Source organism: Chryseobacterium carnipullorum (assembly GCF_003815695.1).
Taxonomy (GTDB): Bacteria; Bacteroidota; Bacteroidia; order Flavobacteriales; family Weeksellaceae; genus Chryseobacterium; species Chryseobacterium carnipullorum.
In genome coordinates, this window is sequence record NZ_CP033920.1 from 3,973,638 (window position 1) to 3,986,363 (window position 12,726).

The window sequence follows — 12,726 nt, forward strand, 5'->3', positions numbered from 1 at the left end:
ATTGATTATTAAAGTATTACATTGCACTTTTGAAAAAAGGTGCAATTTTTTTTTATTTTCAGGCAACCTTTTGCAAAACATTCCGTCTTATAGATAGAAACCGATACATGGAGAACCTCGAAAAGAATTTTTTACTGGCTAAAAAACAGGACCGGAAAGCTCAGAAAGCTCTTTACGATATGTTTTCAGCTAAAATGCTGGCCCTATCAAATTCTTATACGAATAACCTTCATGATGCAGAAGATATTCTGATGAGTGCGTTTATGAAATGCTTTACCAGACTTGATGAATGCAGAGACTGGAAAAGTTTTCCTTTCTGGCTGAGAAAGATTGTTGTAAATGATTCCATAAGTTTTGTCAGAAAAAACAGGAATATTCTTTATGCTGATATAGAAATTGCAGATGATTATTCGGATGAAGATATGGATGAAAAACTGGAGGGATTCAATATTGAGGAAATATTTTTAAAGATGCCCGCAGGATACAGACTTGTCTTTAATTTATATGTCTTTGAAGAGAGAAAGCATCAGGAAATTTCTGAAATACTGAATATTTCAGAAGGAACCAGCAAAAGCCAGCTGAGCAAAGCGAAAAAATGGCTGATAGAATTTTTAAAAACAGAAGAAAATGAAAAAAGAGATACTGAAACAGTTAAAGTCTGACTACGAAAGGCTCGAAATAAAGCCTTCTGAAGGTCTTTGGGATAGATTAGACGAGAAGTTGGATGAAGTGTCTGAAATCCCTTTAAAAACCTCTTTTCAGTGGTGGAAATATGCCGCAGTTGTCTTGCTGTTCATTTCTGCAGGAACTTTCATTTATTTTAACAATTATGAAACAAAATTTGATAATAAAGAAACAAATTATATTGTTAAAAAAGCGATTGAAAAAACAGGAGATCCACTCAATACTGATTTTCAAAATCAGTCCGTTATCTCCAATGACTATTCCATTAAGGGAATAGAAGAGAAAAAGGTAAGTGAAAATCACGAAAAAATGAGCTCTGATAAAATTTTGATTCCCCAAAAAGAAAAAAAAGTATCAAATATACAGGTTGCAGAGCATAAAGAACAGCTAAATGCTTTTAAACAACCTGAAAACACTCCTGTTAATAAGATAAATACAGAGAATGCAGTTATATCCAATTCTCCTGTCATTGCAGAAGCTAAAAAATCAAATTATATCAATCCGGATGAACTTCTTTTGGGCAGAGAGTTGGATAAAGCCCGGGAGAAATCTAGTAAAGATGAACGAAAATTAGGAGCTTTCAAATTTGATAAAGTTGTTCCTAATGTAGGGAATGTAACCGTTTTGGGAGTCACCGTTTATCTGGAATCTAAATAAATCTGAAATTTTTCATAAAATCAACCTACTGTCCTGAAGTGAGGACAGAGTAAAAGTATTGTCTAAAAATTAATAAAAAAATATGAAAACGAAATTAATCTTCATGGCTGCTGTAATGGCTTTTACCTATACTGCTGCCCAGAGAAATCCGGACAGAAATCTACAGATTAAAACTTATTCCAAGAAAATCGACAGCATTGTGGTTTCAGAAAAATCCAAAATGAATGCAGAACTGGATATCATAGATAAAGATTTTAAAGAAAAGAAAATCACCTCAGAACAAAAGCAAAAGCAGCGTTTGGAAATTGCTTCCAAATACCAGCAAACCATCAATGAGAAAGTAGATGCCCAGCAGAGTGAACTGCAGTCTGCCACCAAAGAGATGGTGAAGAATGCTGTTTTTATGGATCGGGATAGTGCCGGTAACCATAGAAACGAAATGTGGGTGGGACTTAATGGTCTTAATATGAAATTGGGACAGAACAAAAAGAAAAGTCCACAACATTCCTTACAAACCGTAGAACTTTCTGCCAGTATGATGGGAAGTGGACTGACTTCAAAAAATGAACCTTTTAACTTCTACAATAAAGACTCCGACACCAGAAATACAATCATCAATTCTTCACAGATGGCATTGAGATATGAAGGTCAGATCGGAGGCTTTAAAAGTCCCGTGTTTTATCGTGTAGGCTTAGGAGTTAGATTTGATCAGTATGTTCCCAAATACGGAAAAGTCTTTAAGCAGGAAGATCATAATTTATTTGTAGATGATTTCGACAGGGGCAATTTAAAGAAAACCCAGTTCAACAATACGTACCTGTATATCCCTGTTGATTTAAGATTTGTACTGAATCCAAAATATTTAGAATATGAAGGGGTTCAATATCTTGATAATAAAAAAAGACAACTGAGCCTTGTGCTGGGAGTATATGGTGGGGTGAAAGTAGGAAGCGTAAACTATATAAAATATTCCAATGAAAATTCAAGACGAATTGTAGAAAGAGAAAGAATAATGGATGGGGTAAATGATTTTATCGTGGGTGGAAAATTTGGAATCAGCTACGGAAGTTTTAAAGTATTTGTTCAGAAGGATTTTACCCCCATATTCAATGATAGTGCACTTCTGAAGAATAAATACGGAGTACAGATTGGTATTGAATTTGTTAACATCATTTTTTAATTAAATAATAAAATGGGCTTTTAATTGAATATTATTTAATTTTTATCAATTTTCATTGATACTAACAAATGTTTGTACGGGAATCATCCGTTTTTAAAACACACTGTTTAAAAGTGTGTTTTTTTTTGTATTTTGGCACTTTAGTAAATATGAAAAACATTCAGTTATTAGGATTGATATTAGTCGTGGCGGGCAGCTTTATGCCACTTGTTCACGTACCTATTATCGGAAATTGGAACTACTGGAAACTAGACCATTATCTGGCTATTACCTGTTGGATTCTTTCAGCATGTGCGGTTTTTGGAATTGTGAATAGCAGCGCTAAGGTGGTGAGGGTCTTTGGTATACTGCTTATCCTTTTGTTTGCATTGACATTAGTGGCCGTCAAAATGCAGTCTCTGGAGTATTTTAGCTTTCTGCCTTTTAAATCCTGGAGAGAAACTTTTGCAGGAGTGGTAAAGTTAAAATGGGGCTGGATAGTAGAATTTTTAGGAGCGATCCTTATGGTTTTTGCAGTAGGTAATAAAAAAGGAGATCAAAGGACACAGATATGAAACATTTAAAAATAGCATCAGCCGCTCTATTAATGCTGGCATTTTCCCAGGCTAAATCTCAAAATACAGAGTTTGAAAAGCCTGATCAGCCTGCAAAATGCAAAAACATACGAGCAGGGAAGTTTTTGCGCGCCAACTACCCGGAAGGAATTTTTTATATGACCATTAAAGACAATGTTCAGACTGAATATTTCAACAATGGTAAAGATTACATAAAATCTACCCTTGTTTTTGTGGATGATTGTAATTACAAGTCCATCGTTCTGGAAAAATCAGATAAAAATGATCCCGTACAGATAGGGGATGTTTTGAACAATAAAATTGTAGAAACTCAGGATAATTTGATAAAAGTACAGTCCAGGATTGATAATAACCAGTTCGAGGTGATCTATATCAAAGAAAAAAAATAAACAGGGTAATAAAGCCGCAAGGCTGAATTTCGTCAAAATAAGTAAAATATAATACACATGAAAGAAGTATTCATCGTTTCCGCAGTAAGAACACCGATAGGGAGTTTTATGGGAAGCCTTTCAACGGTTCCTGCTACAAAGCTGGGATCTGCTGCTGTAAAAGGAGCATTAGAAAAAATCAATCTTGATCCTAAAAATGTTCAGGAGATCTATATGGGAAATGTGCTGCAGGCAGGAGAAGGTCAGGCACCGGCTCGTCAGGTAGCTCTGGGAGCAGGATTGTCTATTGAGACTCCTGCTACTACAGTCAATAAAGTATGTGCTTCAGGAATGAAAGCCGTTACGATGGCAGCACAGGCTATTAAAGCGGGTGATGCTGAAGTGATCGTTGCCGGAGGAATGGAAAATATGTCATTGGTTCCCCATTATTATAATGCAAGAGTTGCCACTAAGCTAGGCGATATCAAATTGCAGGACGGAATGATGCTGGATGGTCTTACAGACGTTTACGGTAAAGTTCACATGGGAGTATGTGCAGAAAAATGTGCGGTAGATTATAGTATTTCAAGAGAAGATCAGGATAATTTCGCTGTAGAATCTTATAAAAGATCTGCAAAAGCATGGAGCGAAGGTAAATTTGCTGAAGAAGTAATATCAGTTGAGATTCCTCAGAGAAAAGGTGATCCCATTGTTTTTTCAGAAGATGAAGAATACAAAGCGGTTAATTTTGACAGACTTCCTACACTTCCAACGGTCTTCAAAAAAGAGAATGGTACAGTAACGGCAGCCAATGCATCTACATTAAATGATGGAGCTTCTGCTTTAATTCTTGTATCTAAAGAAAAAATGGAAGAATTAGGACTTAAGCCTTTAGCTAAAATCGTTTCTTATGCTGATGCTGCTCAGGAGCCTGAAAACTTTACAACCGCCCCTGCAAAAGCTTTACCAATCGCTCTTAAAAAAGCAGGTTTAGAGATTTCAGATATCGATTTCTTTGAATTTAATGAAGCGTTCTCTGTAGTAGGTCTTGCCAACAATAAAATCTTAGGATTGGATGCATCTAAAGTGAATGTCAACGGAGGAGCAGTAGCGATCGGACATCCACTGGGAAGTTCAGGATCCAGAATCATCGTGACGCTGATCAATGTATTGAAGCAGAATAATGCAAAATACGGCGCTGCAGCGATCTGTAACGGTGGTGGTGGAGCTTCTGCTATCGTGATTGAAAATATGTAATATACTCTCAAAGAATATTTTACCATTAAGGAATCGATAATTTTTCTAAATTCTAATCGATTTCTTAATGGTTTTTCTATTTTTGTGCTACTAATATTTAATTGAAATGTCTGAAATTGAGAATCAACAACCTCAAAACATAAAGAATAATCCACGGATTATGAAAGCCTGGGCCGTATACGACTGGGCGAATTCTGTTTACTCATTGGTTATTACCTCTACTATTTTCCCTATCTACTATTCTATCCTGACTACTGCTTACGAGAAAAAGGAGTATGTGGAAGAAACAAAATCGTGGATTGATGTTCCGGTAAGGCACATGATAAAAATATTCGGGAGAGAATATCAGCCTGATGCAGTCTACGGATACTCACTGACGATATCATTTTTTATTGTCGTATTGCTTTCTCCGTTCCTGTCTTCACTGGCTGATACCATTGGAAATAAGAAATCATTCCTGCAGTTTTTCTGTTATCTTGGAGCTACCTCATGTATGGGGCTGGCGATGTTTACAGGAATGCATAATGTATTTTTAGGCCTTTTGTTCAGTATTACCGCGAGTGTCGGATTCTGGGGGAGTCTGGTGTTTTACAACTCCTTTCTGCCGGATATTGCAACGCGGGATAAACAGGATGCACTTTCCGCAAAAGGATATGTGTACGGATATCTGGGTTCTGTAGTTCTTGTGGTGATCTGCCTGGTACTGATTCAGGTTTTTGCCAAAGGAGCGGCACAACAACTTTTATTCACAAGAATAAGCTTTCTGTTGACCGGTGCCTGGTGGTTCGGTTTTTCCCAGTATACTTTCAAGCACCTTCCTCAGTTTGGAGATGTTAAAGAGAAATTACCCAAAGACCTGGTGCTTCTCAACTATAAGAATATCTTTAAAAGACATGAAGAGCAGGGCGGTTTCTTTGAAGTGTTGAAGGACAATATGAGCTTTTATAAAGATATTGCTAAAGAAAGCTTTCATGAGCTGTTTAAAGTAGGCGGCGAATTGTTTAAAGATAAAAACCTGAAGTTTTTCCTTTCCAGTTTCTTCTTTTACAGTGTAGGAATGCAGACCATTTTCTTAATGGCGACCTTATTTGGAAAAAGTGAAATCAATCTGGCTCAGGATAAACTCATCGGAACGCTTTTGGTAATTCAGATCGAAGCCATTATCGGAGCTGTTATATTCTCCAGATTATCAAGAAAGATTGGAAATAAGAATGTCATCTCTATTGCGATTGTATTATGGATCGTTGCTTGTCTATGGGCCTATTTCCTGAACAAAGAAAACCCTACGGTGGAATATCAGTTTTATGGGGTGGCGGCAGTAGTAGGATTGGTCATGGGCGGGCTGCAGGCGATGTCCAGATCTACTTATTCAAAACTTCTTCCTGAAAATTCTATGGAAAATACCACCTACTTCAGTTTCTACGATGTACTGGAAAAAATAGCGATCATTATCGGGACGTTTATCTTTGCGACACTCATTGAACATTTCAATAATATGCGTATCGCAGCCCTTTCAATGACCTTATTTTTCGCGACGGGACTTATCCTGATCCGATTCTTGAAAGTCAATATGTTGAAAGACAGAGATACTTTGTAAAAGAATTTCAAATGCTGAAATATAATTTTAGCAAAAGAACAATAAAAAGGATGTCTTACTTTAGGACATCCTTTTTTGTGATGCAGAATAGGTATTTTACTACTTTATACCCTCACAAATGAACAGATGTTAATTCTTTTTATCATTGTGAATCAGCTTACTGGCATTTTAATTGCAGCAGTTTTGAATCAAAATTAATATGAATATTATGAAAAAAACACTTATCGCATCTATTCTTTTTATAGGGATAGGTTTAACACATGCTCAAAAAAATTCGGAAACAAATTCTGAATTTGGAACAAGTACTAAGAAAGGGAAAAATATTGAAATTGATGGGGTGGGCCACAAGCAGAGTTTTTCATCAGATGGTGGCAATGCTACTGTTTCGGGGGTCAACAACGTAATTACAATCAATGGTTTTGCTGCAAAACTTGAAGTGTCAGGTTCAGGTAATACGGTCTACGTAGATAAGGTGACCCGCGTTGTCCTGGAAGGAACAACAAATAAAGTTTTTTATAGAGAGTCACCTACAAAAACAGGTAAACCCAATATTTCTACAACAGGAGTAGGGAATAGTGTTCAAAAAAAATAGAAAAAACTGTATAGTAAGAAAATAGCAAAGGAACTGGATGTGAAAATTCAGTTCCTTTTATTTAAGTTGACCTCCATTTAAGAAATGTTGTTCTATCTGTCATTTCATTGATAGTTACATTAAAATTTGTATTAAAATGTAATTATTTTTTTCACTATAGTTTGATTTTTTTTGTTTATTTGTATATCTAATTAAGTGAAATATGACAAGAAAAATTCTACTGCTATGCTTGCTGCAATGCTTTGTCCTTGGCTTTTCCCAAAAACTGAGACCTGTTGCACAAAAAATATCCGACTATCATGCAGAAAAAAATACTTTTCAGAAGTATGATCTGTTTGACGTGAATAAGTCAACACAAAAGCTCGCCGAATACAAAAGAGCAGCGACCGACATTACCGTCATGAATGTTAAATCTGCACAACTGAAAAGGCTTGTTGCTGAAAAACCCGATTACCTTGAAATAAGCTTTCCTTTTGAAGGAGATAAACAGATTACTGTAGAGCTTTATAAAAATCAGATTTTCACCAATGATTTCAAAGTGGTGACCAATAAGGGAGAAATAGTAAACTATACTCCGGGAGCCTACTATATTGGAATTGTAAAAGGAGATGATACTTCTATTGCAGCTTTCAGTTTCTTTAATGGTGATATCGTAGGTGTGGCTTCTACTTCTGAGCTTGGAAATGTGGTTCTTGGAAAAGCAAAAAATGCTGAAGAATTTGTAAGCTATTCAGAAGCAAAACTCACAGGAGCTAACCCTTTCGTATGTGGAGTAGATGAGCTGAAAGAAAATCAGGCAAAAAATATTTCATTCAATCCGGCTACAGATAAAAAAGCGATGACGGAGAATTGTGTGAGAATCTATTATGAAGTATGCTTTAAGCCTTATCAGAATAATAATTCAGATGTAACCACTACTACAAACTGGCTGACTGCCGTTCATAACAATATTGCCACACTCTACAGTAATGATGAGATTAAAGTAGCATTGAATGAGATTTTTATCTGGACCACACAGGATCCCTACACGGGAACTCCAAACAATAATCTTTTGAGTTTTAGGAATAACAGGCAGACATTTAATGGTGATCTTGCGCATCTGATCAACGCTCCGGCTACAACGAGTGTTGCGTATGTCAATTCTCTATGTGGGACCTATAAACATGCGTATTCGGGGATTTCACAGACCTATTCTAATGTTCCTGTGTATTCATGGACGATTCAGGCGATGACCCATGAAATGGGACACAGTTTAGGATCTCCGCATACGCATGCGTGTGCATGGAACGGAAATAATACTGCAATTGACGGATGCGGAGCTCAGGCTGGTTACAGCGAAGGATGTACAGGACCAATTCCCTCGACAACAGTGAAAGGATCTATTATGAGCTACTGTCACCTCATTTCCGGAGTAGGAATTAGCTTTAATAATGGATTTGGACCGCAGCCTGCTGCTTTGATCAGAAATACCGTTGAGTCAAAACCATGTCTGGGAACCAATTGTACTAGCGCATGTGAATCTACCATTACACAAATGAACATATCAAATATTACACAGGTTTCCGCTAATGCAGCATTTACTGACGCAGTGTCGGCATCGTGGAAATATAAACTGACCAAAACAGACGGTTCCCTTGTACAATCAGGAAATACAAGTGCTCAGGCACTTAATTTTAGTAACCTTCAGCCTGCAACGTATTATAAATTGTCAGTAGGAACGAACTGTTCCGGATCCAATGCTTATCAGAGAACTCAGCTCTTTCTTACAGATGGAGCATGGTGTGATGGCACATCGTTTACAGATACTGGAGGTCAGACTGCAGGATACGACAATAACGAAACAATTGTTAAAACATTTTATCCTTCTTCAGGAGCACTGACAATGAATTTTACAGAATTTGCTTTGGAGCAGGACTATGATTTCATGTCTATCTATAACGGACCTTCTACTGCTTCCCCTGTATTTGCGAATGGCAATAATCTCACAGGAAGCACAATACCGGGTCCTTTTACTTCTACTCATTCTTCCGGAGCCATTACGGTAAAGTTTGTATCTGATCCCGGAGTGACGGATAATGGATGGAAAGTTAATTTTTCGTGCAATGTTTTAGGGGTTAATGACGTCACTAAAAATGATAATACAATAACGGTTTATCCCAACCCTGCCAAAAATATGATCGTTATTTCTTCTAAAGACGTTTTAAGATCTTATACAATATATGATGAAGCAGGAAGACTTGTGATGTCGGCATCCTCACTGAAAGGAAATAAACAGGAAGTAAATGTTTCATCTATCCAGACCGGAAACTATATTGTAACAGTAGAAACGGATAAGCAGACGGTCAATAAAAAATTTATCAAACAATAATTAAAGAATTAAGAAGCTTGATATGGGAAAAAGGAAATTGTTGAGGAACAAAATAGAAGAGGTACGACCTATCGTCATTCTATTTTAATAGCACCCATCAAATTCTGCCAATGGTAAGAAAATGAAAGGTCTAATTGTAACTTAATATCCCTTTTTGCCGTTCAAACCTAATAATAAAAGCCTGATGAGTTCAGGCTTTTTACTTTGTTTTAATAAAATAGCCTGATTTTTTGTTGGCTTCATTAAAAGGAAAAGAATTTTTATCTAGTAATAAATTGCAATTCGGCTTGAGTTTTGCTTATATTCAGCGGAATAATTTTAACTTTGTAAAAAGATTTATTGTCAAAATGACGAACCCTCTATTTTATGCAAAAATAATTCTGTTCGGAGAATATGGGATGATTGAAGACTCTCAGGGTCTTGTAGTACCCTACAGTTTCTATAAAGGAACCCTTAAATTCTCAGATTTGAGTTCTGAATTTGAACTTAAATCCAACAGACATCTGCAGAAATATTCTGATTTCCTTGCAGCGCTTGATCTTTCTGATGATTTTCAGTTGGATATTGAACGCTTTAAAAATGATATTGCATCAGGACTTTTCTTTGATTCCAATATTCCTCAGGGATATGGAGTAGGAAGTTCAGGAGCTTTGGTTGCTGCTATTTTCGAAAAATATGCAATCAGCAAATTAGATCCTGACCAGATTTCAAAAGATAATCTGAAAAAATTAAAAACTGTCTTCGGAGAGATGGAAAGCTATTTCCATGGTAAAAGTTCAGGAATGGATCCTTTGATCTGTTACATGAATCTGCCGATTCTTATCGAAAATAAAGAAAACCTGGACCGTGTTTCCATCCCAGATGGAGAGGAAGGAAAAGGAGCAATATTCCTTATCGACAGTGGGATCACCGGAGAAACCGGACCTATGATCCAGATCTTCTTTGAAAAAATGAAGACCGAAGGTTTCCGGAAAACCCTAAAAGAGGAGTTCATCCGTTATAACAATGCATGCATCGAATCTTTCCTTAAAAAAGACATGAATCCTTTCTTCAGAAATCTGAAAAAGCTTTCCCATTGGGCTTATGAACATTTCCGCCCTATGATTCCTGAAAGTATTTTCAACATCTGGAAAAAAGGACTTGATTCTAATGCCTACTATCTGAAACTCTGCGGAAGCGGTGGAGGTGGATATATTCTTGGCTTTACCAAAGATTACGCGAAAGCAGAAAAAATGCTTGAAGGCTTCCAGAAAGAAGTGATTTACAGATTTTAAAAAAACTGGAATGAATTCTGAAAAAGAAACTTTCCAGTCTAAAAATTACATCTCGAAATCTATATTGTACAGATTTTCGCAATTCGTTGGCTTTCTTATCGGTGCCCGTTTTTTTGTAGCACTATTGCTTACGTTTGCTTTGTATGTATCTACTTTTTTCCTTTTTAATCAGGATGAAACCTTTAGAAAATTTGTCTTCGATTTCAAAGTACACGGTATTATTTTCTGTACGGTAGTGACTATTCTGGCTGGCGGAATCATCAATCAGTTTTATGACCTTGAAAAAGATCATATTGTAAAGCCTTTCCGCACCAGAATCCAAAGTTTCATCAAGCAGAAATATTTTTTATATGCTTATCTTGTTCTTAGTGCCATCTCTCTTGGTGTCGCCTGGACGATTTCCCATAAAGTTTTTGCATTCTTTGTCGTTTACCAGTTTTTTATGTGGTTTTACAGCCATAAATTAAGCAGATTGCTGATGATCAATAATCTTACTTTTGTAAGTCTCACATTATATCCTTTTTTTGGAATGATGGTGTATTATGAAACGTTTTCCAGGAAGGTGATGTTGATGGCTATTTTTCTTTTCCTAATACTTTTATGCATCGATATTGTCAAAGATATGCTTACTAAAAGTGTTGACAAAGCATTTGGGTATACCACAATTCCTAACTATTTTAAAAGCAGAAATACCCAGATCATTATTATTTCTCTACTGATGATCACCATGGCTGTTTCTATGAAGCTTATTGCCAAAACCGGTATTTCCGGATTTATGGCTTACTATTTTACTGGAGGGCTGTTTGTGATGATTCTTTGTATTTATCTTTTATTGAGTTCTTCCCGAAGAAATAAGTTCTTTACCCTCAATATATTAAGATTTTGGGTTTTTATAGGAATTATAGCCATGCTATTGAACGGAATTGAGAATAAATTATAGAAAAATTTCTTTAAATAAACTGAGGTTATTATTACCTTTGCAAAACTAAATTTAATAAAAAGGAATGCCCATTTTTAACGATACTAAAGTTGCATTTGCAGACAAGTCTGATGCACAATTGAGAAAGGCCTACTGGATGTTTAAAATGATTGAACAGCCTGCTCTTACCAGTCTTGGAACTTCTGTCCTTAATTTTACAGTACACAACAATTTTCCTTTTGTAACGGGAATTGTAAAAAGCACTTTGTTTGAACAGTTCTGCGGAGGAGAGACCCGTGAAGAAAGTATGAAAGTGGTTAAACAGTTGTTTAAAAGAGGAGTAGGAAGTATTTTCGATTACTCGATTGAAGGTAAGGAAGATGAAGAAACTTTTGATGCAGTGTGCAAGGAAATTAAAGATATTATCAGATTTTCGGTAGGAAATCCGGCGATTCCTTTTATTGTATTTAAGCCAACTGCTTTTGGAAGAATTGACCTTTATGAAGCGGTGGGAAAAGGGGCTGAACTTACTTCTAGCCAGAAAGAAGAATGGGCAAGAGTCGTTAAAAGATTTGATGAAGTATGCGGACTTTGTCATGAAAATGATAAAAAAGTAATGGTAGATGCTGAAGAGACCTGGATGCAGGATGCGGCAGACCAACTGTGTGAACAGATGATGGAAAAATATAACCAGGAAAAGCCGATCGTTTGGAATACCATCCAGATGTACAGGACAGGCAGACTGGAATATATGGAGCAAGATCTTCAGAGAGCAAGAGAAAAGAATTATTTCATTGGATATAAGATCGTTCGTGGTGCTTATATGGAGAAGGAAAGGGCAAGAGCCGCAGAAAAAGGATATGCGGATCCTATCCAGCCAACCAAAGAAGCTTCAGACAAAAATTACAATGCGGGAATTGATTTCGTCATGAATCATTTAGATAAAGTATCTGCATTTTTCGGTACCCATAATGAGATTTCTTCAGAATTGATCATGGATAAAATGAAAGCAAAATCTCTGGAAAACGGAAATCCACACATCTATTTTGGACAGCTTTACGGAATGAGTGATAATATTTCATTCTACCTTTCAGATAAAGGCTATAATGTGGCTAAATATCTGCCTTATGGCCCCGTTAAGGATGTGGTTCCATATCTTACAAGAAGAGCAAGAGAGAATACTTCTGTAGCCGGACAAACGGGAAGAGAGCTGGGTCTTATCAAAAAAGAACTGGACAGAAGAAAAAAATAGTTA

The 12,726-nt window shown here is 36.4% G+C and carries 12 protein-coding genes; all 12 read left to right on the forward strand.

Features of this window, described 5'->3' with window-relative positions:
- The first annotated feature begins 107 nt into the window (after positions 1-107).
- The 12 genes from EG346_RS18125 to EG346_RS18180 all read left to right on the forward strand — a co-directional run bounded on the left by EG346_RS18125 (position 108) and on the right by EG346_RS18180 (position 12,723).
- The gene (locus tag EG346_RS18125; protein ID WP_123880571.1) at positions 108-662 is read left to right on the forward strand and encodes an RNA polymerase sigma factor; all 555 of its coding nucleotides are present in this window, start codon (positions 108-110) and stop codon (positions 660-662) included.
- A complete protein-coding gene (locus EG346_RS18130) occupies positions 628-1,341 on the forward strand; it encodes a hypothetical protein (protein WP_123880573.1) in 714 nt (237 codons plus the stop codon). Before EG346_RS18125 ends, EG346_RS18130 begins: the two co-directional genes overlap by 35 nt.
- Positions 1,342-1,423: 82 nt before the next feature.
- A complete protein-coding gene (locus EG346_RS18135; protein ID WP_123880575.1) occupies positions 1,424-2,521 on the forward strand; it encodes an OmpH/Skp family outer membrane protein in 1,098 nt (365 codons plus the stop codon).
- Between the two features lie 149 nt (positions 2,522-2,670).
- Positions 2,671-3,075, forward strand: a complete 405-nt coding sequence (locus tag EG346_RS18140) for a hypothetical protein (RefSeq protein ID WP_073336644.1) — start codon at positions 2,671-2,673, stop codon at positions 3,073-3,075.
- Complete coding sequence (locus EG346_RS18145) at positions 3,072-3,485, forward strand: hypothetical protein (RefSeq protein WP_123880577.1); 414 nt, start codon at positions 3,072-3,074, stop codon at positions 3,483-3,485. Before EG346_RS18140 ends, EG346_RS18145 begins: the two co-directional genes overlap by 4 nt.
- Before the next feature lie 57 nt (positions 3,486-3,542).
- Entirely contained in the window at positions 3,543-4,721 is a 1,179-nt protein-coding gene (locus EG346_RS18150) for an acetyl-CoA C-acyltransferase (RefSeq protein ID WP_123880579.1), read from the forward strand.
- Between the two features lie 106 nt (positions 4,722-4,827).
- Positions 4,828-6,318, forward strand: a complete 1,491-nt coding sequence (locus EG346_RS18155; RefSeq protein WP_073336638.1) for an MFS transporter — start codon at positions 4,828-4,830, stop codon at positions 6,316-6,318.
- Between the two features lie 208 nt (positions 6,319-6,526).
- Positions 6,527-6,910, forward strand: a complete 384-nt coding sequence (locus EG346_RS18160) for a DUF3060 domain-containing protein (protein ID WP_164466227.1) — start codon at positions 6,527-6,529, stop codon at positions 6,908-6,910.
- Between the two features lie 202 nt (positions 6,911-7,112).
- Positions 7,113-9,278: a T9SS type A sorting domain-containing protein gene (locus tag EG346_RS18165; RefSeq protein ID WP_123880583.1), complete on the forward strand. Its 2,166-nt coding sequence runs from the start codon at positions 7,113-7,115 to the stop codon at positions 9,276-9,278.
- A gap of 347 nt (positions 9,279-9,625) precedes the next feature.
- Positions 9,626-10,552 (forward strand): mevalonate kinase family protein, encoded by a 927-nt coding sequence (locus EG346_RS18170; protein WP_073336688.1) that lies wholly within the window; start codon positions 9,626-9,628, stop codon positions 10,550-10,552.
- A 10-nt stretch (positions 10,553-10,562) separates the two neighbouring features.
- Positions 10,563-11,492 carry a UbiA family prenyltransferase gene (locus EG346_RS18175; RefSeq protein ID WP_123880585.1) on the forward strand — a complete coding sequence of 310 codons (930 nt, stop codon included), beginning with the start codon at positions 10,563-10,565 and terminating at the stop codon, positions 11,490-11,492.
- Between the two features lie 64 nt (positions 11,493-11,556).
- A complete protein-coding gene (locus EG346_RS18180; protein WP_123880587.1) occupies positions 11,557-12,723 on the forward strand; it encodes a proline dehydrogenase family protein in 1,167 nt (388 codons plus the stop codon).
- The last annotated feature ends 3 nt before the right edge of the window (positions 12,724-12,726 follow it).